Below are 21,467 nucleotides of genomic sequence, written 5' to 3' on the forward strand. Positions count from 1 at the left end.
GGCTGATTGCAAACAACCCAAGCAAAAAGGTCCCGAGCCATGCTAGTAGCTTACCGCCAACATGTTGCCGAGCGCGCCGCGCTGGGCATCCCGCCACTGCCGCTGACTGCCAAACAGGTAGAAGAACTGGTTGAACTGCTGAAAAACCCGCCTGCTGGCGAAGAGCAGACACTGGTAGAGCTGATTACCCACCGTGTACCGCCGGGCGTGGATGATGCAGCCAAGGTAAAAGCTTCCTTCCTGGCCGCTGTGGCCGAAGGCACTGTGGCATCGCCACTGGTATCGCGCGAGCTGGCTACCGAGCTGCTGGGCACCATGCTGGGCGGCTACAACGTCAAGCCGATGATCGACCTGCTGGGCGACGAAAAAGTCGGCGCCATCGCTGCCGCAGGCCTGAAGAAAACCCTGCTGGTATTCGACTTCTTCAACGATGTGAAAGAGCTGGCCGACCAGGGCAATGCCAACGCCAAAGGCGTACTGCAAAGCTGGGCCGACGCCGAATGGTTCACCAGCCGCCCTGAAGTGGCCCAGAAAATCACCGTGACCGTATTCAAGGTACCGGGCGAAACCAACACCGACGACCTGTCGCCGGCACCGGACGCCTGGAGCCGCCCGGACATCCCGCTGCACTATCTGGCCATGTTGAAGAATACCCGCCCCGATGCGGCCTTCACGCCGGAAGAAGACGGCAAGCGCGGCCCGATGCAGTTCATCGAAGACCTGAAGAAAAAAGGCAATCTGGTTGCCTACGTTGGCGACGTGGTCGGTACCGGCTCCTCGCGTAAGTCCGCTACCAACTCGGTGGTATGGGCTACCGGCCAGGACATCCCGTTCGTACCGAACAAACGCTTTGGCGGCGTGACCCTGGGCGGCAAAATCGCCCCGATCTTCTTCAACACCCAGGAAGATTCCGGCTCCCTGCCTATCGAAGTGGAAGTGTCCAAACTGGAAATGGGCGATGTAATCGACATCTACCCGTACGAAGGCAAAATCGAAAAAGACGGCCAGCTGGTAGAAACATTCAGCCTGAAATCCGACGTGCTGCTGGACGAAGTACGCGCCGGTGGCCGTATCAACCTGATTATCGGCCGTGGCCTCACCGCCAAAGCCCGCGAAGCCCTGGGCCTGCCAGCCTCCACCGAATTCCGCCTGCCGAAAGACCCGGCCGACAGCGGCAAAGGTTTCTCGCTGGCGCAGAAAATGGTTGGCCGCGCCTGTGGCCTGCCGGAAGGCCAGGGCGTACGCCCGGGTACCTACTGTGAGCCACGCATGACTACCGTAGGCTCGCAAGATACCACCGGCCCGATGACCCGCGACGAGCTGAAAGACCTGGCTTGCCTGGGCTTCTCTGCCGACCTGGTGATGCAGTCGTTCTGCCATACCGCCGCCTACCCGAAACCGGTAGACGTGAAAACGCATAAAGAACTGCCAGCCTTCATCTCTACCCGTGGCGGCGTAGCACTGCGCCCGGGCGACGGCGTGATCCACAGCTGGCTGAACCGCCTGCTGCTGCCGGACACCGTGGGTACCGGTGGCGACTCGCACACCCGCTTCCCGATCGGCATTTCCTTCCCGGCCGGCTCCGGTCTGGTAGCCTTTGCCGCCGCCACCGGCGTGATGCCGCTGGACATGCCGGAGTCGGTACTGGTGCGCTTCAAGGGCGAACTGCAGCCAGGCGTGACCCTGCGTGACCTGGTTAACGCCATCCCCTTGTACGCCATCAAGCAAGGCCTGCTGACCGTAGCCAAAGCCGGCAAGAAAAACATCTTCTCCGGTAAAGTGCTGGAAATCGAAGGCCTGCCAGACCTGAAAGTAGAGCAAGCGTTCGAGCTGTCCGATGCGTCTGCCGAGCGCTCTGCCGCCGGCTGCACCGTGCGCCTGAACAAAGCGCCTATCGTCGAATACATGAACTCCAACATCACCCTGATGAAGTACATGATCGCCGAAGGCTACGCCGATGCCCGCACCCTGGCGCGCCGTATCAGCAAGATGGAAGAGTGGATCGCCAGCGGCGAGCTGCTGCAGCCGGATGCTGATGCCGAATACGCCGCCGTGATCGAAATCGATCTGGCCGACGTGAAAGAGCCGATCGTAGCCTGCCCGAACGACCCGGACGACGTGAAGTTCATGTCCGAAGTGGCCGGCACCGCGATCGACGAAGTGTTCATCGGCTCCTGCATGACCAACATCGGTCACTTCCGCGCCGCTTCCAAGCTGCTGGAAGGCAAGCGCGACCTGCCGGTAAAACTGTGGCTGGCTCCGCCGACCAAGATGGACGCCGAACAGCTGACCAACGAAGGCCACTACGGCGTATTCGGCATGGCCGGTGCCCGCACCGAAATGCCGGGCTGCAGCCTGTGCATGGGTAACCAGGCACAGGTACGCGAAGGTGCCACCGTGATGTCCACCTCCACCCGTAACTTCCCGAACCGCCTGGGCAAGAACACCAACGTGTTCCTGGGTTCCGCCGAGCTGGCCGCGATCTGCTCCAAACTGGGCAAGATCCCGACCCTGGCTGAATACCATGCCAACATCGGTATCATCAACGAGAAGAGCGCCGAGGTGTACCGCTACATGAACTTTGACCAGATCAAAGACTATCAGGACGTGGCAGACACCGTTAAAGCCTAATAAAATCAGTATCTTGCTGATTTGACATCTTGGGGGTTTGGTAGGGGTTTCGGCAACGATACCCCCGCCGAACCCCCAAATTTTTTGATACCCCAGCCCGAAATGCCCGGTTTGCCGGGTGTTGCTCAAGTGCCTACATCAAACGGCAGTGCCGGGCTTGGGCGGGGCGTATTCCGGAGCATGCCCGGTTGTCTGGTGAGTTGCATGACTAAACTGCTCTGCGGCCAACCTGCGTGGGCATTGGCCCGGCAAGGCGCCGGCCAAGCTGGCCAACCACGTCGGCAAGGTCTGCCCGTGGGCGCAGGGCGTGTTTGCAGGGTACTGGCGGACGACCGAATGGCAAAACAAACTGATGGTGCGCATACCGGTGGCGATGCGGCAAGGAAAAAGGTCGCCATGATGGACAAACTGCTAGGGGGCGTTGCCCGTGGTGTAAGTGATTGGCTGATTAGCGGCCGAAGTTGCCTGTCGATGACATCGATGTCATTGGCAGCTAGTTGCAGCAAAGCAGACACTAAAGAATATCGTCGCGAGCCTTCAGGCACGACAAATAATGCGCTCACAGGCTATCCAGCGGACTGCTCACGCCATGCCCGCCCTTGTTCAGTACATGGGTATAAATCATTGTGGTGCTGACATCCGCGTGGCCCAGTAGCTCCTGTACCGTGCGAATATCGTAGCCTGACTCAAGCAGATGGGTGGCAAAGCTGTGGCGTAGCGTATGCGGTGTGGCCAGCTTGGCAATCCCGGCAGCAGTGACCGCCCGCTTCATCGCTCGCTGCAGTAGCTTTTCATCCTGATGGTGTCGCCGTTGTGCGCCAGAGCGCGGGTCTCGCACATAGCCAGTGGTGACAAACACATATTGCCATCCCCATTCCTGCCCGGCATGCGGGTATTTTCGTGCCAACGCATCGGGTAAAAACACATCAGCCATGCCGGCCTGCAAGTCTGCTTCATGGATAGCGCGCCGCCTCTGCAGATGGGCCTGTAGTGGCGCCACTAGGCGCTGAGGCAACATTGTCACCCGGTCTTTCGCCCCTTTGCCATCGCGGATCAGAATTTCGCCACGCCCGAAGTCGATGTCTTTTACCCGCAGGCGCATGCACTCCATCAGCCGCATGCCGGTGCCGTATAGCAAACGCAGCTGCAGCGCGTACAGCCCATCGACCTGCGCCAGCAGTGCCGCGACCTCCTGACGCGTCAGAACGACTGGCAGATGCCTGGACGGTTTGGCCCGAACCACTTCATCTAGCCAGGGCAAGCTCAGCATCAGCACATCACGATAGAGGAACAGAAGCGCAGACAATGCTTGATTTTGCGTGGATGCCGACACCTGACCTTCAACGGCCAGATGGGTGAGAAAGCTACTGACCTCCGCAGCCCCCATCTCGCGAGGGTGGCGATGATGGTGAAAGCGCAAAAAGCGCCGTACCCAATTGACGTATTGCTGCTCGGTGCGCAGGCTGTAATGCCTGATTCGCAGCGTCTGCCGCAGCACATCGAGCAAGCGTGGCGCGGCAGCCCCATCTGGCTGTGTACTTTCAGGCATTGGCAACCCCAATAGCTTGTAAAGCAATGATAAATGCGTATAACATGCCCAGTTATACACACTGATAAACCAAATATACACCTGCAGAGGTGTATATTTCACGTTAGGCGTCAATGGACCCCACTTCGCTCATCGGCAAGACCATCAAACGCATTCTTGTGTTCCGAGGCGAAGTGCATCCGGCGTGGGTCGACGAGAACACCTTACCTATCGCCGCGTGGTCAGCATTCGTCGAAGTTCAAAGCGGCGAACTGTTCAGAGTCTCAGCCACAGAGGTTGACCTGGGCCCAAGCAGGTACCCAGCGCTTGGTCTCAAATTGGAGGCGTGCTTCGAAAGTGAACTTGAGCTGAAGTTGCCCCAAGGTGCACTGCATGCAGAGGATCTAAGTGAGGCTGCCGGTTTACTTCCCATCACCGTGCACTCCGTCGAGCAAAGTGATCCTATGGGCGAAGACACAGTGACCCAGTACTCAATACTTGGCACACATGGTCAACACCTTGTTCTGCGCCACATCATGCCTCCTACGACTCTCGGCATCTCAGTGTCGCAGTCAGAATCACGGCCCGCGAGTTGACGCCTAACCCATCGTTCAACCGGACAGTCTCCGGCGTTTCACCACCGGGCGTCATTTCATTCTTGCCCGGCGGCGTCACTCTGTCGCCTGCCGGTTAACTCAAACGTTAGACGGCGCCTTTCAAAACTCTCATCACGCATTCACGTACCAATGGACGAACCAAAACTTCATCCCATTCTGCACAGGCCACACGAGTACGACATCAGCGACTTTCGCTATCACGTTGACAGCGAGGAGCCGAGCGAGTCATTCATCGAGATGACGCTACAGAAGAACACAGGCAGCGTCATACTGCGGTTCTGGCAGCCCATCAATCTTAAAATTGAAGAGGGGTTTCCGCGGCCCACGAGAGGCATGGTGTTCTATGACCGATCCGCAGACGGATTGGAAAACATCAAGATTGAGGTTTCCGATTTTGAAGGTTCATGGGGCGCCATTACCTTCTGCGCTCGTAGCGTAGAGAAAGTCGTCACGCAATCATGAGCCAACAGTCTAACCCGGCAGTCGAGAGGGACAGCCCAAAAGCAGCGCTTTTGGGTTCCCTCCGCGCTTCGCGCTCCGGCTGCCCCTCACTTCTACGTTAGACCTCAATCCCAATGAATCAGCCCACGCTAGCCAGCGACTATTGGTGCCTTGTGTCTGGCGAGGAAAGACACAACACTTCCCCATCAACGTTTGAGCTTCCTTCATTGGCCGATCGAAAAAGTTTGAAGCCTGGCCAAGGCGCGAAGCTCATCTTCATGATCGAGGGGGAAGAAGAGGATGGCACCGTTTCAACAAGTACGGAACGGATGTGGGTTATCGTCACGAGTCGTGAAGCCGATGGGTACATGGGAATCCTCGACAATCAGCCGGCCAGTCTTCCACCTGAAACCGGGTTCTATCTCTGCCAAGGCGCTGAAGTGCCGTTCCTTCCCGAACACGTCATCGCCATCGAAGATCCACCCGCGCAGTATTCTGCAGAGAAGCTGGCAACGCCACCCACCAAGCGGTGGCGCCACCGTGAGGTCTAACCCCTCCGTCAAAGGGACCTGCCTTCGGCAGGCCCCTCACGTCAAACGTTATGCCTCTTGAGTCATTGAGCACATGGACAAAGCAAAAATAAAGCTCGTAACCATCGGTCATTTGCCGCTGCACCTAGACCTCAGCCGAGCTACCGCTTGGAGGTCTGATGTGTTTGAGTTGGCCGGGGATATTGAGAACTTCGCATTACGCTGCGACTCGGATAGTGACGGCTGGGTTTTCTCCGACGTACTATTGAAGGCCCAGCTTCCGGCGCATATAGGCGCAGACTTTCTAATAGCAATTGTCAACGTGCCAATTGAAGACAACTGGTACTCAAGACGTCTTGGCGACAACCAGATTGTTTTTACGTTTAGCCAAATCAAGGAGTTTCTTGCTTGGGAGAACATCCCACTTGAAAACGCCATCCTTCGCGTTCTATACGCATATACGCTGCTTTACAGGCGTTCAGGCAATCGAATTCCCGGCTTCGGTGAAGCGCCGAGCTTTACCCACGACGAAACACGTGGATGCCTTTTCGACATGAATGGCATCAAGTCGGATCTAGTCGAATCGTGCAACAAACCCGTTGTTTGTGCAGAGTGCGAGGAACGTCTTAGGAGCGAGCGTGTTTCAACCCAAACAATAAAAGCCGTACAAAGTGAAATACGCAAAATTCGTAAGCGCCTCTACTACCGGGTACTAGATTTCGTGAAGGCAAAACCTTTGATTACTCTGGCGATTTCAAGCGCATTTGCCATCCTGCTTGGAGTCACCGGCTCCATAATTGCTTCGTATATCTATGACGGTATTAAAACGCAGCCAACCGCAGGCATAACAAGTCATTCCAGCCGACCCGCTAAAGCGTGCGGCTGAGTTCCAACGCTAGGCGTCTGTAGCACTCGCCTCATTCCAACCGTAGGAGTAATGGTGCTGGCAAATCTCAACCGATCATTGCATCGGATCGCCAATCGGCGATCCTTTCTGGTTTTGCTGGCTGCCTACGGCATCTATTTCCCGATCTTTTTCTTTGCCAATGTGCCATCGGCATAACGGCCATTCGCCCCTACGCCGGCGGAGTGGGAATCCTAGATGTCGAGTTGTTCTATATCGTCGAGCAAGCCTACGAACGCCTTGCTCTGTTCGGCGAACAAGGTAGAGCCGTCTATCTCCATATCCTGATGGGTGACCTCATTTATCCGGCTCTCTTCGGTAGCCTGCTGGCCGTCTCGATCTCTCTGATCATCCGGCGCCTCAACCTTGCCAACGCAGGCTGGCAATATCTCGCGTTGTTACCACTGGCGTGCATGGCATTCGATTACTGTGAGAACGTCATGCTATTTTCGCTGCTGCTTTCTTATCCCACTCGTCTGCCGGTTGTGGCAACCGCTGCGGGCGCCTTCACATTCACAAAGAATGTTTTCGGCCTGCTCAGCTTCGTGGCGCTTGCATGTGGGTTTCTTGCCTTGCTACTTCATCGGTTCAAGCTGCATCGTGCCTAACCCACAGACGCCCAACCCATCGGTCAGTCGGGCTTTGCGCATAAAGCCGCGCAAGGCTGGTTACCTCAGACGTTAGATACCCATGTGGACTGCCCCGCGGCCGTGCCTGGACCCAGGATGCCGCGGTTGAGCAGGCGGGTAAAACATCGCAGCGGCGTAGTAGTTTCTGCTTGGGCCGTGCAGAAATGGCCGGGCCATTTGCGGTGCAGTATCTGACGCCGGGCAGCTTGGCAGCATACGGTTACTTACCGCTATTTATATGACTTGCTTTGTATAACGTAATATATTTGATAGAGGTTTGAATATATCGGCTGCATCAGCCTCGCTTGCGGCCGTCCGATTACGGGTAGTTGTTACAAGGTAAATGCTGTCATGCCTGTTTCACCACGTCGCCGTTTTATCCGCCTGGTGGTATTGGCCTACTGCGTGTTGGCCGCACTGTGGATTCTGCTGTCCGACAGCCTGCTCAGGCTGGTGGCCGACGCGGATAGCATGGTGATGCTGTCTACCTACAAGGGGCTGGTGTTCGTGCTGGGTACCGCGGCGCTATTGTATTTCTCGCTGGGTGCCGTGCCGGCGGAGAACCCGTCACCAGCTGCCGGCCTGCTGGAAAGCTGGGCCGAGCGCCTGGCCAGGCAGGGCATGCCCCGCTGGCTGGCCTATCTGTTTGCGCTGGCGGTGAGCCTGGGCGCGCTTGGTTTGCGTGACTTGCTGCCAGTCAGTGTTACCCAGCAGCCTATGCTGATCTTTTTCATGCTGCCGGTCATTCTTAGTGCACTGCTGGGTGGTATGGGGCCAGGCTTGTTGGCGACCATGCTGACGGTGCTGGGGGTGGACTGGATGGCCAGCCCCAGTTTTCATAGCGCGCAAGCCGAGCCGGGTGTGCGTTTGCAATGGGGTTTTCTGCTGTTGTGCGGGGTGGCCATCAGTTTGTTCAGTGGCTGGCTGCGGCAGCTGGCCAGCCGTAACGAGCGCCATCGCCGCCTGCTGGATGCCGTGGTGTCGGGCACGTCCGATGCGGTGTTCGTCAAGGATCGCCAGGGGCGTTACCTGATGTTCAATGAGGCGGCGGCAGCCATTGTGGGGCGGCCAGTGGCCGAGGTGCTTGGGCGGGACGATCATGCCCTGTTTGATAGCGATTCAGCCAAACAGCTGATGCGGGTGGACGAGGACATCATGCTGTCCGGCACCCTGCATACTCACGAAGAGCATCTGCGCTTGCAGGACGGTACCGCACTGGTGTTTCTGGTGACCAAGGGGCCGGTACTGAGCGTGGATGGCGATGTGGTCGGCCTGTTCGGCATTTCGCGTGACATCAGCCGGCAAAAGCAGTACGAGCAGGACCTGCGCCAGCGTGAGCAGCAACTGGCGCGCGTGCTGGAAGGCGCGGACCAGGGTTATTGGGACTGGAACATCCAGACTGACGATTTTGAGATCAGCCATCGCTGGAAAACCATGCTGGGCTACGCCGCCGATACGCAGGGCATTTCACGGCAAGACTGGCTGGCAATGATTCACCCGCAAGACCTGCCGCAGGTCATGCTGGCCATGCAGGCGCACCTTTCGGGTGATACGGCTGCTTACGAAGTGGAAATGCGCTGCCGTGGCCAGGCGGGCAACTGGCGCTGGATCCTGTCGCGTGGCCGGGTGTTGTCGCGTGACGACGCGGGCCGGCCGCTGATCATGTCCGGTACCCATACCGATATCACCGAGCACAAAATTTACGCGCTGGCCCAGCGCGAGGCGGCCGTCGTGTTCGACAGCAGCTACGAAGGCATCATGGTGGTGTCCCCGGCGGGCGTCATGACCAAGGTTAACGCTGCGTTCACGCGAATTACCGGCTACTCCGAAAGCGAGGCACTGGGGCGCCCGCCCAGCTTGCTGTCATCCGGTTTGCACGATGCGGACTTTTATCAGGCGCTATGGGCCCAGGTGCGGCAACAAGACTTCTGGCGCGGCGAAATCTGGAACCGCCGCCGCGATGGCGAGCTGTACGCCGAACTGTTATCCATTTCAGTGGTGCGCGACCAGCAGGGGCAAATCCAGCACTATGTCGGTATTTTTTCGGACATTACCCAGCTCAAGGCGCACGAGGCCGAGCTGGACCGCATTGCCAATTACGACCCGCTGACCAATATTCCAAACCGCCGTCTGTTGTCGGACCGGCTAGAGCAGGCGCTGATCCATTGCCGTCGCCATGATAAATACTGTGCGGTGTGCTTTCTCGATCTGGATGGTTTCAAGGCCATCAATGACCTGTATGGCCACGATGTGGGTGATCAGTTGCTAGTGGCACTGACCGAGCGGCTGAAGCGGGTGCTGCGCGCTGACGATACGCTGGCGCGCCTGGGCGGGGACGAGTTTGTGCTGCTGCTGTCCGGCCTGGATAGCGCGGCACAGTGCACGCCGATACTGGACCGCCTGCTGGCTTCGGTGCGGCAAGAGTTTGTACTGGGCGAACTGCATATCCGCACCAGTGCCAGTATCGGCATCAGCCTGTTTCCGCTGGATGACGCCGATGCCGATACCTTGCTGCGCCATGCTGACCAGGCCATGTACCAGGCCAAGGAGTCGGGCAAGAACTGCTATCTGCTATTCGACCCGGAAAGTGACCGCCGCGCGCAGCAGCACCGCCGCAGGCTGGCCATGCTGGAGGATGCCTTGGCACGCCAGCAATTCGTGCTGTATTACCAGCCCAAAGTCGACCTGCGCGATGGCCGTTTGGTGGGCGTCGAGGCGCTGATCCGCTGGCAGCACCCGGAGCAGGGCTTGCTGGCGCCGGCGGCGTTCTTGCCCGAGCTGCAAGGCTGCGAGCTGGAAACACACTTTGGCCGCTGGGTGCTGGATGCCGCCGTGGCGCAGCTGGCGCAGTGGCAGGCGGAAGGCATGGTACTGGCAATCAGTATCAATGTGGCTGCCCATTACCTGCTGCACCCGGAATTTTGCGACCATCTGCAGCAAGCCCTGGCCCGCTATCCGGACGTGGCCCCTGGCCTGCTGGAGCTGGAGGTGCTGGAGTCGGCCGCGCTGGACGACCTGGCCCAGGCCTTGCAAGTGCTGCAGCGCTGCAGTGCGCTGGGCGTGCATTTTGCCCTGGATGATTTTGGTACCGGCTATTCTTCGCTGACGTACCTGCGCCAGCTACCGGTGGACACGCTGAAGATCGACCAGAGCTTTGTACGTGGCATGCTGGAAGACAGTGACGACCTGGGCATTGTCGCCAGTGTTATCCAGCTGGCTGGCGTGTTCCGCCGCCAGGTGATTGCCGAGGGGGTGGAGACGCTAGCGCATGGTGTGGCGTTGGGGCGCATGGGCTGCCATCTGGTACAAGGCTATGGCATTGCCAGGCCCATGCCTGCGGCCGAAGTGCCCGCATGGGCGGTGCAGTGGCAACAGCAAGGCGTGTGGCACCAACTGCTACCGCCGGAAATCTGAGCAAGGCGGCGGGTAGCGCGGTGCCAGGTCCGGGTGCGGCCGGTATGCGGCGCAAACCTCCCGTTGCAGGGGCGTCGGCTGTCGTGCCGTCTGATACGCCTGCGGGCCTTGGCGGGCAGCCGCTCCCCCAGCCGGATTAGGTCGTCAGGGGCTTACCGCAATGCCGCCGGGCTGCTATCGTGGCGGTTTTGTCACATTGCCTGCGTCATTCCATGTCTACTCCCCGTTTGCACAGCCCGGTGCTGGGCCTGGCCGGCTGGTCCGGCAGTGGCAAGACCACGCTGCTGGAACAGCTGCTGCCCAGGTTGGCCGCAGCCGGTTTGCGCGTGTCGGTGGTGAAACACAGCCACCACGCTGTCGCGTTCGATACCCCGGGCAAGGATAGCTACCGCCACCGCGCTGCCGGTGCGGCGCAGGTGATGCTGCTGGGTGAGCGTGGCATGGCGGTCTACGAAGACCTGCCCGCCCCGCTGGACCTGTCCGCCCAGCTGGCGCGGCTGCAGCCGGCAGACCTGGTGATCCTGGAAGGGCAGAAGTGGCTGCCGGTGCCCAAGCTGGAAGTACACCGCCCGGCACTGGGCAAGCCCTTGCTGCAGCCGGACGACCCAGACATTCTGGCGGTCGCCAGCGACGCGGCCCTGCCTGTGCTGGCGGTGCCGCAACTGAACCTCAACGATATCGATGCCATCGCCGCCTTCGTGCTGCGCTGGCGGGAGCAACAAGCATGAGCAGCATCCGCATCCTGTATTTTGGCCGTCTGAAAGACGCCGTCGGCCATGCCGACGAAACCCTGGACTGGGCCGGTGGTACTACCGGCCAGCTGCTGGCGCAGCTGCGCGGCCGTGGCGAGGCGTGGGCCGGCGCGCTGGCCGAGGGCCAGGTGTTCCGCCTGGTGGTGAACCAGCAGATCGTGCGTGGCGACGCCGACATCCCGCCGGGGGCCGAAGTCGGCATTCTGCCGCCGGTAACGGGGGGCTGACATGCATTGCGACATCACCATCCAGACCGCGCCGTTTGACCTGGGCGCCGAAGAAGCGGCGCTGCGTGTGCACGCCGGCGACGCCGGCGCGCTGGTGGCGTTCCAGGGCATGGTGCGCGGCCACGACGCCGCCATCCCGCTGACGGCGCTGTTCCTGGAGCACTACCCGGGCGTGACCGAAGCCGAAATCCGCCGCATCGCCGGGGACGCCGCCGCACGTTGGCCGCTGACGGCGGTACGGGTCATTCACCGCGTGGGCAGCCTGGCGCCGGGCGAGGGTATCGTGCTGGTGCTGGTGGCGTCCGGCCACCGCGCGGCGGCGTTCGAGGCCGCCGCATTCCTGATGGATTACCTGAAAACCGAAGCGCCGTTCTGGAAGCGCGAACATTTTGCCGACGGCAGCCAGCGCTGGGTGGACGCCAAGGCCAGCGACGGCGACGCTGCCGCGCGCTGGGCCTGAGCCACAGCCTGCGTGCCACACCATCGGTGTGGTGGCAGGCCCTTGTCACACCTTTGATTATCCCGTGGCACCCGGCGCGTCAGCGCTTGCGGCCAACCCTGCGGCCTGAATGGCGGCACAAGCCCTCCCGGTTTCACCTCGCTTTTCCTGCCCTGTCATCTGCATGCCCCTTGCTGACGCTGCCACCATTGCATCATCGCGCCTAATCCTTCCGGCGTAGGCCGGGCGACGTTGGCCGCGCTGCCGGCTAGGCCATCGGCAGGGGCGGGCTGCTTCCTCCGGCCAATACCCGTACACGTTGACGGGGCATAGCATGCCCCTGACTCTTCCGTACAGGTAACGCACCATGTCTTCCCGCGCTTACAAGCAATACGCGGTGCTGGCCAGTAGCACCGTGGCCTTCACCGTCTGTTTCATGATCTGGATGATGTTTGCCGTGCTGGGCATCCCGATCAAGCAGCAGCTGGGCCTGAGTGAAACCCAGTTTGGCATCCTGGCCGCCACGCCGGTATTGTCCGGCTCGCTGATCCGTGTGCCGCTGGGCATCTGGACCGACCGTTTCGGCGGCCGCATCGTGCTGTTCGTACTGATGCTGGCCTGCGTGGTGCCCATCTACGCCATGCAGTTTGCTACCCGGTACTGGCACTTCCTCGCCATCGGGCTGTTTGTCGGCCTGGCGGGCGGGTCGTTCTCGGTGGGTACGCCGTACGTGGCGCGCTGGTTCCGCAAGGAGCAGCAGGGCATGGCGATGGGCGTGTTCGGCGCCGGCAATGCCGGTTCGTCGCTGACCAAGCTGGTGGCGCCCGGCATCATCGCGGCGGCCGGCTGGCAGATGGTGCCTACTGTGTACGCGGCCATCATGCTGGTCACCGCCATCCTGTTCTGGCTGTTTTCGCACCACGACCCGCTGCACCTGGTGTCCAGCAAGGTCAGCCTGGGCCAGCAACTGGCGCTGATGAAAAACCCGGCCGTGCTGCGTTACTGCCAGTACTACTCGGTGGTGTTCGGCGGCTACGTGGCGCTGGCGCTGTGGATGACCAAGTACTACGTGGCCGAGTACGGCTTTGACATCAAGCACGCGGCGTTTCTGGCTGCCTGTTTCTCGCTGCCGGGCGGCGTGCTGCGCGCATTGGGCGGCTGGCTGTCCGACCGCTACGGCGCCTACAAGGTCACCTGGGGCGTGATGTGGGCGTGCTGGGTGGCGTTCTTCATCCTGTCCTACCCGCAAACCCACTTCATCATCCAGACCGTCAACGGCCCGCAGAGCTTTGATATCGGCCTCAACGCCACGGCTTTCACGCTGATGCTGTTTGGCGTGGGGGTGGCCATGGCTATCGGCAAGGCGTCGGTATTCAAGTTCATTGCCGACGAATTTCCCGACAATATTGGCGCCGTGTCCGGCGTAGTGGGCCTGGCCGGCGGCCTGGGCGGCTTCCTGCTGCCCATCCTGTTCGGCCTGCTGGTGGACCTGACCGGCGTGCGGTCCAGCTCCTTCATGCTGCTGTACGGCACTGTCTGCGTCAGCCTGGTGTGGATGCACTTCTCGTTCAAGCCGGTAGCGTTGGCCGCAGCCAAGCGCTAGGGCACCTGTTTTCTCGGTCAATATACCGGGGCGGCAGGGGCTGCCCCGACAAGGGAGCGTAAAATGTCTGAACATGTACTCACCCGCTGGGAGCCGGAAAACCCGGCCTTCTGGCAACAACAAGGCAAGGCGGTGGCGCGCCGCAACCTGTGGCTGTCGATTCCGGCGCTGACACTGGCCTTCATCATCTGGCAGGTGTGGAGCGTGGCGGTGCTGAACATGCCCAATATCGGCTTCAACTACACGCAAAACCAGCTGTTCTGGCTGGCCGCGCTGCCGGCGCTGTCTGGCGCCACGCTGCGCATTTTCTACAGCTTCATGGTGCCGATTTTCGGTGGCCGCAAGTGGACCGCCATCTCTACCGCCAGCCTGCTGATCCCCGCCATCGGCATCGGCTTTGCGGTGCAGGACACCTCCACCAGCTACGTCACCATGCTGATTCTGGCGCTGCTGTGCGGTTTTGGCGGCGGCAACTTCAGCTCGTCGATGTCCAACATCAGCTTCTTTTTCCCCAAAGCCGAAAAAGGCACCGCGCTGGGTCTGAACGCCGGCCTGGGTAACCTGGGCGTCTCGGTGGTGCAGTTCGTGGTGCCCATCGTGGTCACCATGGGCCTGTTCGGCAGCTTTGGCGGCGAGCCGCAAACCTGGGTTAAAGGCGCGGCCAGCAAGCAGATGTGGCTGCAGAACGCCGGCTTCGTGTGGGTGCCGTTCATCGTGCTGTCCACGCTGGCGGCCTGGTTCGGCATGAATGACCTTGCCTCGGCCAAAGCCTCGTTTGCCGACCAGGCGGTGATCTTCAAGCGCAAGCACAACTGGCTGATGTGCTGGCTGTACATCGGCACCTTCGGCTCCTTCATCGGTTTCTCGGCCGGTTTTCCGCTGCTGGTCAAAGGCCAGTTCCCCGATATCGACCCCACCAGATACGTGTTCTTCGGCCCGCTGGTGGGCGCGCTGGCACGCCCGATCGGCGGCTGGCTGGCCGACAAGATCGGCGGCGCCCGCGTCACGCAGGCGGTGTTCGTACTGATGATTGCGGCGGTGTTTGCCGTGATCCGCTTCCTGCCGCATGGCGGCCAGGGCGGCAACTTCCAGGGCTTCTTTGCCATGTTCCTGTGCCTGTTCGCGCTGACTGGTGTCGGTAACGGCTCCACCTTCATGCAGGTGCCGGCCATCTTCCTGACGCTGCACAAACGCATGGCAGGCCGCAGCGACGTAGCACAGAAACAGGCCATGGCCGACGCCACCAAAGAGGCTGCCGCGGTACTGGGTTTCTCCGGTGCCATTGGTGCCTACGGCGGCTTCTTCATCCCCAAAAGCTACGGTACGTCGATTGCGCTGACCGGTGGCGTGGAGGCTGCGCTGTACGCCTTCATCGCCTTCTACGTGACCTGCGTGCTGGTGAACTGGTGGTTCTACGCCCGCAAAGGCGCGGAGATTCCGTGCTGAGCTGAATCGTTTTCTCCAAGCGGTGCGACGCACTGCTTCGTCTTTGGCGCCCGCTTGGGCGCCTTTTTTCATCTGGCGCCACTACGCCGCACGGCGGAGGGCGCGGTGGCGGCGCGGTGCGCCACTACGCCTTTGGGAGTAGGGGTGGCTCCTCCCTCTGTCGCGCCGGTTTGCCACCAGTGGGGAATGGGAGGCGCGCTGGCCGGCGCCTAAGCTTGGCAGCGTGAATCGGGGTATCCGCATACCGCTTGCGGCCAACCTAAGCAGGCCGCAGCGGCGGCAAACACACGGAGGCAAGATGAGCCACTTTCTCGACAGACTCAATTTCCTGGGCAAGGTGAAATCCACCTTTTCCGATGGCCACGGTGCGGTGGTGCAAGAAGACCGCAAGTGGGAAGACGGTTACCGCCAGCGCTGGCAGCACGACAAGATCGTGCGTTCCACCCACGGCGTGAACTGCACCGGCTCCTGCAGCTGGAAGGTATACGTAAAAAACGGGCTGATTACCTGGGAAACCCAGCAGACCGACTACCCGCGCACGCGGCCGGACCTGCCCAACCACGAGCCGCGCGGCTGTCCGCGTGGCGCGTCCTACAGCTGGTACGTGTACTCGGCGCAGCGCGTGAAGTACCCGATGGTACGCGGCCGCCTGATGAAACTGTGGCGCGAGGCGCGCCAGAGCATGGGCGCCATCGAGGCGTGGCAGCACATCAGCCAGAACCCGGAAACCGCCAAGCAGTACAAGAGCAAGCGCGGCCAGGGTGGCTTTGTGCGTGCCAGCTGGCAGGAAGTGAACGAAATCATCGCTGCGGCCAACGCCTTCACCATCAAGCACTACGGCCCGGACCGGGTGGTAGGCTTCTCGCCGATTCCGGCCATGTCGATGGTGAGCTACGCCGCCGGCAGCCGTTACCTCAGCCTGATCGGCGGCGTGCCGCTGTCGTTCTACGACTGGTACTGCGACTTGCCGCCGGCCAGCCCGCAGATCTGGGGCGAACAGACCGACGTGGCCGAATCGGCCGACTGGTACAACAGTAACTACCTGATGGTGTGGGGTTCCAACATCCCGATGACGCGCACCCCGGACGCCCACTTCTATACCGAAGTGCGCTACAAGGGCACCAAAACGGTGGCGGTGTCGTCCGACTTTGGCGAAATGGCCAAATTCGGCGATATCTGGCTGGCGCCGAAGCAGGGCACCGACGCCGCCCTGGCCATGGCCATGGGCCACGTCATCTTCAAGGAATTCCACCTCGACCAGCCGTCCGAGTACTTTACCGGCTACATCCGCCAGTACACCGACATGCCGATGCTGGTGACGCTGAAAGCACAGGATGGCCGCTACGTGCCGGACTACTTCCTGCGCGCGTCCAATCTGGTAGACAAGCTGGGCCAGGACAACAACCCGGAATGGAAAACCCTGGTGCTGGACGAGCTCAGCGGCGAGCTGGTGGCGCCCAACGGCTCGGTGGGCTTCCGCTGGGGCCAGAGCGGCAAGTGGAACCTGGAAGAAAAAGACGGCGCCGGTAACAGCCGCGACATCAAGGCACGCCTGTCGCTGATCGACCAGCGCGACGCCGTGGTGGGCGTGGGCTTCCCGTACTTCGGCAGCGAGCACGACGAGCTGCTGGAGCGCAACGTGCCGGTGAAACGCATCCGTCTGGCCGACGGCAGCGACGCGCTGGTGGCCACCGTCTTCGACCTGATGGCGGCCAACTACGGTATCGACCGTGGCCTGGGCGGCGGCAACGTGGCGCGCGACTATATGGACGACGTGCCGTACACCCCGGCCTGGCAGCAAAAGCACACCGGCGTGAAGCCGGAGATGGTGATCCAGGTGGCGCGCGAATTTGCCCGCAACGCCGACGAGACGCATGGCCGCTCGATGGTGATTGTCGGCGCCGCGCTGAACCACTGGTACCACATGGACATGACCTACCGCGGCATTATCAACATGCTGATGATGTGCGGCTGTATCGGCCAGAGCGGCGGCGGCTGGTGCCACTACGTGGGCCAGGAAAAGTTGCGCCCGCAAACCGGCTGGGCACCGCTGGCCTTTGCCGCCGACTGGGTGCGCCCGTCGCGCCAGATGAACGGCACCAGCTTCTTCTACGCGCATACCAGCCAGTGGCGTCACGAAAAACTGGGGGTGGGCGAGATTCTGGCCCCGACCGCCGACGGCAAGATGGGCAATATGGCGCTGATCGATTACAACGCCAAGGCCGAGCGCATGGGCTGGCTGCCGTCGGCGCCGCAGCTCACCACCAACCCGCTGGACGTGGTGCGCGACGCCGAAGCCGCCGGGCAAGACCCGGTGGCCTACGCCGTGTCGCAGCTGAAATCCGGCCAACTGGACATGAGCTGTAACGACCCGGACAACCCGAAGAACTTCCCGCGCAATATGTTCGTGTGGCGTTCCAATATTCTGGGCAGCTCCGGCAAGGGCCACGAGTACTTCCTGAAATACCTGCTGGGCACCCAGAACGCGGTGATGAACGGCGAAGAAGGCTGCATCAAGCCCAGCGAGATCACCGTGCGCCCGGCGGCCGAGGGCAAGCTGGACCTGCTGGTGGTGCTGGACTTCCGCATGTCCACCACCTGCCTGTACGGTGACATCGTGCTGCCGACCGCCACCTGGTACGAGAAGGACGACCTCAACACCTCCGACATGCACCCGTTCATCCACCCACTGTCGGAAGCGGTACAGCCCTTGTGGCAGGCGCGCAGCGACTGGGAAATCTACAAGGGTTTTGCCAAGGCGCTGTCGGAAGTGGGCGGCGACTACCTGGGTACCCGCAAGGACCTGGTGCTCACCCCGCTGATGCACGACACCCCGGAAGAGCTGGGCCAGCCGTTCGACCCGCGCGACTGGAAAAAGGGCGAGTGCGAGCCGGTACCGGGCAAAACCATGCCCAAGATGACGGTGGTGGAACGCGACTATCGCAAGATCTACGACAAGTTCACCGCCATCGGCCCCTTGCTGGAAAAAGTGGGCAACGGCGGCAAGGGCATCGCCTGGAAAACCGCGCACGAAGTGGACGTGCTGCGCGGCCTGAACAAGACGGTGCAAGGCGGCGTAGCCGATGGCCAGCCGCGTCTGGACAGCGCCATCGACGCGGCCGAGATGATTCTGACCCTGGCCCCGGAAACCAACGGCCACGTGGCGGTAAAAGCCTGGGACGCGCTGTCCAAGGTGACCGGCCGTGACCACACCCACCTGGCCTTGCCGCGCGAACACGACAGCATCCGCTTCCGCGACGTGCAGGCGCAGCCGCGCAAGATCATCAGCTCGCCGACCTGGTCCGGTCTGGAAAGCGAAGAAGTGAGCTACAACGCCGGCTACACCAACGTGCACGAGCTGATCCCGTGGCGCACGCTCACCGGCCGCCAGCAGTTCTACCAGGATCACCAGTGGATGCGCGCCTTTGGCGAAGGCCTGTGCGTGTACCGCCCGCACGTGGACCTGAAAACCACGGCCGCCATCCTGGGCAAGAAGCCCAATGGCAATAGCGAGATCGTGCTGAACTGGATTACGCCGCACCAGAAGTGGGGCATCCACAGTACCTACTCCGACAACCTGCGCATGCTCACCCTCAGCCGTGGCGGCCCGCACGTGTGGATCTCCGAGATCGACGCCAAAAAGGCCGGCATCGTGGACAACGACTGGATCGAGGTATTCAACGTCAACGGCACGCTCACCGCCCGCGCCGTGGTATCGCAGCGCGTGCCCGAGGGCATGAGCCTGATGTACCACGCCCAGGAAAAAATCGTGAACGTGCCCGGCGCCGAAACCAGCGGCAAGCGTGGCGGCATCCACAACTCGGTGACGCGTACCGTGACCAAGCCCACGCACATGATCGGCGGCTACGCACAGCTGGCCTGGGGCTTCAACTACTACGGCACCGTGGGCGCCAACCGTGACGAGTTCGTGGTGGTGCGCAAGATGAAGAACGTGGACTGGATGGATCGCCCGCTGGCCGAGTAAGCCGTCTCAGACTGGATACGCCACACGGGCCAGCGGCAGCCGGCCTGTGTGGCAACACAAGGAGTTTTTCACATGAAAATCCGTGCCCAAATCGGTATGGTGCTCAACCTCGACAAGTGCATCGGTTGCCATACCTGTTCGGTAACCTGCAAGAACGTGTGGACCAGCCGCGACGGTATCGAATATGCCTGGTTCAACAACGTGGAAACCAAGCCCGGCGTCGGCTACCCCAAGGACTGGGAAAACCAGGACAAGTGGCAGGGCGGTTGGGTGCGCAAGGCCAATGGCAAGCTGGAGCCGCGCCAGGGCGGCCGGCTGAAGATTCTGGCCAATATCTTTGCCAACCCCAACCTGCCGGCCATCGACGAGTACTACGAGCCGTTCACCTACGACTACGAGCACCTGCAGAACGCGCCGGAAATGATCACGCCGCCCACCGCGCGCCCGGTGTCGGTGCTCACCGGCAAGAAGATGGACAAGATCGAATGGGGCCCGAACTGGGAAGACGACCTGGGCGGCGAATTCAGCAAGCGCAGCAAGGACGCCTTGTTCGAGGGCATCCAGAAGGAAATGTACTCGGCGTTCGAGAACACTTTCATGATGTACTTGCCGCGCCTGTGCGAGCACTGCCTGAACCCGGCCTGCGTAGCCAGCTGCCCGTCCGGCTCCATCTACAAGCGTGAAGACGACGGCATCGTGCTGATCGACCAGGACAAGTGCCGCGGCTGGCGCATGTGCGTGTCCGGCTGCCCGTACAAGAAGATCTACTACAACTGGACCACCGGCAAGGCCGAAAAGTGCATCTTCTGCTACCCGCGCATCGAGGCCGGCCAGCCTACCGTGTGCTCGGAAACCTGCGTTGGCCGCATCCGCTACCTGGGGGTGCTGCTGTACGACGCCGACAAGATCGAAGCTGCCGCCAGCGTGGAAGACCCGAAGAGCCTGTACGAGGCGCAACTGGGTGTGTTCCTGGACCCGCATTCCAGCACCGTGCAGGAAGAAGCCCGCAAACAGGGCATCCCGGAAGCTTGGCTCACCGCCGCGCAAAAATCGCCGGTGTACAAGATGGCGATGGAGTGGAAAGTGGCGTTCCCGCTGCACCCGGAATACCGCACGCTGCCGATGGTGTGGTACATCCCGCCGCTGTCACCGATCCAGAGCGCCATGGAAAACGGCCTGATCGGCGAAAACGGCATCATTCCCGACGTGAAGGACCTGCGTATTCCCATCCGTTACCTGGCCAACCTGCTGACGGCAGGCAAGGAAGAGCCGGTGGTGAAGGCGCTGGAAACCATGGTGGCCATGCGGCGCTACATGCGCGCCAAGAGCATCCGCAAGCAGGCCGACCCGGCCACGCTGAAGGGCACCCACCTGAAGCCGGCGCAAGTGGAAGAGATGTACCAGGTGATGGCGATTGCCAACTACGAAGACCGCTTCGTCATCCCGTCCAGCCACAAGGAAATGGTGGAAAACACCTTCGACGACAAGGCCAGCTGCGGCTTCACCTTTGGCAACGGCTGCTCGGGCGGTACGTCCGAACCCAGCCTGTTCGGCAAGAAAAAGGCCACGCCCATCGTGTTCCACGACATGCGCCGCGACCGTAAAGCCAATACCGGGAGCAAGTCATGACACCAAGCATCGTATACCGCGCCCTGGGCGCCTTGCTGGTGTACCCCGAGGCCGAGCTGCAGGCCGCCATCCCGGAGCTGGCCAGTACGCTGGCCTGCGAGCCGGACGTGCTGCGCGGCGTGCAGCCCTTGCTGGCGCAGCTGGCCGAAGGGGACCTGATCGAGCTGCAGCAGGGCTACGTGCAGCTGTTCGACCGCAACCCCGGCCACTCGCTGCACCTGTTCGAGCACATTCACGGTGAAGACCGCGCCCGTGGCCAGGCCATGGTGGACCTGATCGACGAGTACCGGCAGCACGGCTTCGAGCCGGTGGCCGACGAGCTGCCGGACTACGTGCCGCTATTCCTGGAGTTCCTGTCGCTGTGCGACGCCGACGAAGCCGCCCGCCTGCTGGGCGACGCCGTGCACGTGCTGGCGCACGTGGCCAAGAAGCTGGCCGACAGCGGCTCGGCCTACGCCGGCGTGCTGGACGCGCTGGTGTGGCTGTCGCCGGTAGCACCCGAGCCGCTGACGGTGCCGCCAATCCGCGACATGGACGAGGCACTGGAAACCTTCGGCCCCGGCGTGGACGGTGTGGAGCCGCTGCTGAAGCCGGCCTTGCCGGCGGTGGCCACGGTCAACTTCTACCCCAAGGGCCACGCTGCTACCCGTTAACCCCGCAGGCGGCCAGCCGCCAAGGTTGGCCGCAGCAAG

Annotated in this window: 15 protein-coding genes; 14 read left to right on the plus strand and 1 reads right to left on the minus strand. The window is 61.5% G+C overall.

All coding sequences use genetic code 11. From position 1 onward, the window contains the following. Window positions 1-39 precede the first annotated feature (39 nt). Entirely contained in the window at window positions 40-2,631 is a 2,592-nt protein-coding gene (gene acnB / locus PQU95_RS05465) for a bifunctional aconitate hydratase 2/2-methylisocitrate dehydratase (protein WP_272751055.1), read from the plus strand. A gap of 559 nt (window positions 2,632-3,190) precedes the next feature. Here the strand turns inward: acnB and PQU95_RS05470 are convergent. After that, complete coding sequence (locus tag PQU95_RS05470; RefSeq protein WP_272751056.1) at window positions 3,191-4,180, minus strand: integron integrase; 990 nt, start codon at window positions 4,178-4,180, stop codon at window positions 3,191-3,193. Between the two features lie 725 nt (window positions 4,181-4,905). Here PQU95_RS05470 and PQU95_RS05475 point away from each other — a divergent pair. From PQU95_RS05475 to narJ, 13 genes are all read left to right on the plus strand, one after another. Beyond that, on the plus strand, window positions 4,906-5,238 hold the full coding sequence (locus PQU95_RS05475) for a hypothetical protein (RefSeq protein WP_272751057.1): 333 nt from the start codon (window positions 4,906-4,908) through the stop codon (window positions 5,236-5,238). Window positions 5,239-5,351: 113 nt separating this feature from the next. Further along, window positions 5,352-5,768 carry a hypothetical protein gene (locus PQU95_RS05480; RefSeq protein WP_272751058.1) on the plus strand — a complete coding sequence of 139 codons (417 nt, stop codon included), beginning with the start codon at window positions 5,352-5,354 and terminating at the stop codon, window positions 5,766-5,768. A 73-nt stretch (window positions 5,769-5,841) separates the two neighbouring features. Next, window positions 5,842-6,633 (plus strand): hypothetical protein, encoded by a 792-nt coding sequence (locus PQU95_RS05485; protein ID WP_272751059.1) that lies wholly within the window; start codon window positions 5,842-5,844, stop codon window positions 6,631-6,633. 224 nt (window positions 6,634-6,857) lie between these two features. Then, entirely contained in the window at window positions 6,858-7,259 is a 402-nt protein-coding gene (locus PQU95_RS05490) for a hypothetical protein (RefSeq protein WP_272751060.1), read from the plus strand. A gap of 372 nt (window positions 7,260-7,631) precedes the next feature. Further along, window positions 7,632-10,694 (plus strand): EAL domain-containing protein, encoded by a 3,063-nt coding sequence (locus PQU95_RS05495; RefSeq protein WP_272751061.1) that lies wholly within the window; start codon window positions 7,632-7,634, stop codon window positions 10,692-10,694. A gap of 212 nt (window positions 10,695-10,906) precedes the next feature. Further along, entirely contained in the window at window positions 10,907-11,422 is a 516-nt protein-coding gene (mobB, locus tag PQU95_RS05500; protein WP_272751062.1) for a molybdopterin-guanine dinucleotide biosynthesis protein B, read from the plus strand. Beyond that, complete coding sequence (locus PQU95_RS05505) at window positions 11,419-11,673, plus strand: MoaD/ThiS family protein (RefSeq protein ID WP_272751063.1); 255 nt, start codon at window positions 11,419-11,421, stop codon at window positions 11,671-11,673. The genes mobB and PQU95_RS05505 overlap by 4 nt, the downstream gene beginning before the upstream one ends. A gap of 1 nt (window position 11,674) precedes the next feature. Further along, window positions 11,675-12,133: a molybdenum cofactor biosynthesis protein MoaE gene (locus PQU95_RS05510; protein ID WP_272751064.1), complete on the plus strand. Its 459-nt coding sequence runs from the start codon at window positions 11,675-11,677 to the stop codon at window positions 12,131-12,133. 346 nt (window positions 12,134-12,479) lie between these two features. Beyond that, entirely contained in the window at window positions 12,480-13,715 is a 1,236-nt protein-coding gene (locus PQU95_RS05515) for an MFS transporter (RefSeq protein WP_272751065.1), read from the plus strand. A 63-nt stretch (window positions 13,716-13,778) separates the two neighbouring features. Then, window positions 13,779-15,161: a NarK family nitrate/nitrite MFS transporter gene (locus PQU95_RS05520; protein WP_272751066.1), complete on the plus strand. Its 1,383-nt coding sequence runs from the start codon at window positions 13,779-13,781 to the stop codon at window positions 15,159-15,161. 298 nt (window positions 15,162-15,459) lie between these two features. Further along, on the plus strand, window positions 15,460-19,146 hold the full coding sequence (locus PQU95_RS05525) for a nitrate reductase subunit alpha (RefSeq protein ID WP_272751067.1): 3,687 nt from the start codon (window positions 15,460-15,462) through the stop codon (window positions 19,144-19,146). 72 nt (window positions 19,147-19,218) lie between these two features. Continuing rightward, a complete protein-coding gene (gene narH / locus PQU95_RS05530) occupies window positions 19,219-20,775 on the plus strand; it encodes a nitrate reductase subunit beta (RefSeq protein ID WP_272751068.1) in 1,557 nt (518 codons plus the stop codon). Continuing rightward, window positions 20,772-21,428 (plus strand): nitrate reductase molybdenum cofactor assembly chaperone, encoded by a 657-nt coding sequence (gene narJ / locus PQU95_RS05535; protein ID WP_272751069.1) that lies wholly within the window; start codon window positions 20,772-20,774, stop codon window positions 21,426-21,428. The genes narH and narJ overlap by 4 nt, the downstream gene beginning before the upstream one ends. The last annotated feature ends 39 nt before the right edge of the window (window positions 21,429-21,467 follow it).

Source organism: Vogesella aquatica (assembly GCF_028548455.1).
GTDB lineage: Bacteria > Pseudomonadota > Gammaproteobacteria > Burkholderiales > Chromobacteriaceae > Vogesella > Vogesella aquatica.

Coding starts and splice junctions, on each gene's coding strand:
- acnB (WP_272751055.1), top strand. CDS start 40: ATGCTAGTAGCTTACCGCCAACATGTTGCCGAGCGCGCCGCGCTGGGC.
- PQU95_RS05470 (WP_272751056.1), bottom strand. CDS start 4,180: ATGCCTGAAAGTACACAGCCAGATGGGGCTGCCGCGCCACGCTTGCTC.
- PQU95_RS05475 (WP_272751057.1), top strand. CDS start 4,906: ATGGACGAACCAAAACTTCATCCCATTCTGCACAGGCCACACGAGTAC.
- PQU95_RS05480 (WP_272751058.1), top strand. CDS start 5,352: ATGAATCAGCCCACGCTAGCCAGCGACTATTGGTGCCTTGTGTCTGGC.
- PQU95_RS05485 (WP_272751059.1), top strand. CDS start 5,842: ATGGACAAAGCAAAAATAAAGCTCGTAACCATCGGTCATTTGCCGCTG.
- PQU95_RS05495 (WP_272751061.1), top strand. CDS start 7,632: ATGCCTGTTTCACCACGTCGCCGTTTTATCCGCCTGGTGGTATTGGCC.
- mobB (WP_272751062.1), top strand. CDS start 10,907: ATGTCTACTCCCCGTTTGCACAGCCCGGTGCTGGGCCTGGCCGGCTGG.
- PQU95_RS05505 (WP_272751063.1), top strand. CDS start 11,419: ATGAGCAGCATCCGCATCCTGTATTTTGGCCGTCTGAAAGACGCCGTC.
- PQU95_RS05510 (WP_272751064.1), top strand. CDS start 11,675: ATGCATTGCGACATCACCATCCAGACCGCGCCGTTTGACCTGGGCGCC.
- PQU95_RS05515 (WP_272751065.1), top strand. CDS start 12,480: ATGTCTTCCCGCGCTTACAAGCAATACGCGGTGCTGGCCAGTAGCACC.
- PQU95_RS05520 (WP_272751066.1), top strand. CDS start 13,779: ATGTCTGAACATGTACTCACCCGCTGGGAGCCGGAAAACCCGGCCTTC.
- PQU95_RS05525 (WP_272751067.1), top strand. CDS start 15,460: ATGAGCCACTTTCTCGACAGACTCAATTTCCTGGGCAAGGTGAAATCC.
- narH (WP_272751068.1), top strand. CDS start 19,219: ATGAAAATCCGTGCCCAAATCGGTATGGTGCTCAACCTCGACAAGTGC.
- narJ (WP_272751069.1), top strand. CDS start 20,772: ATGACACCAAGCATCGTATACCGCGCCCTGGGCGCCTTGCTGGTGTAC.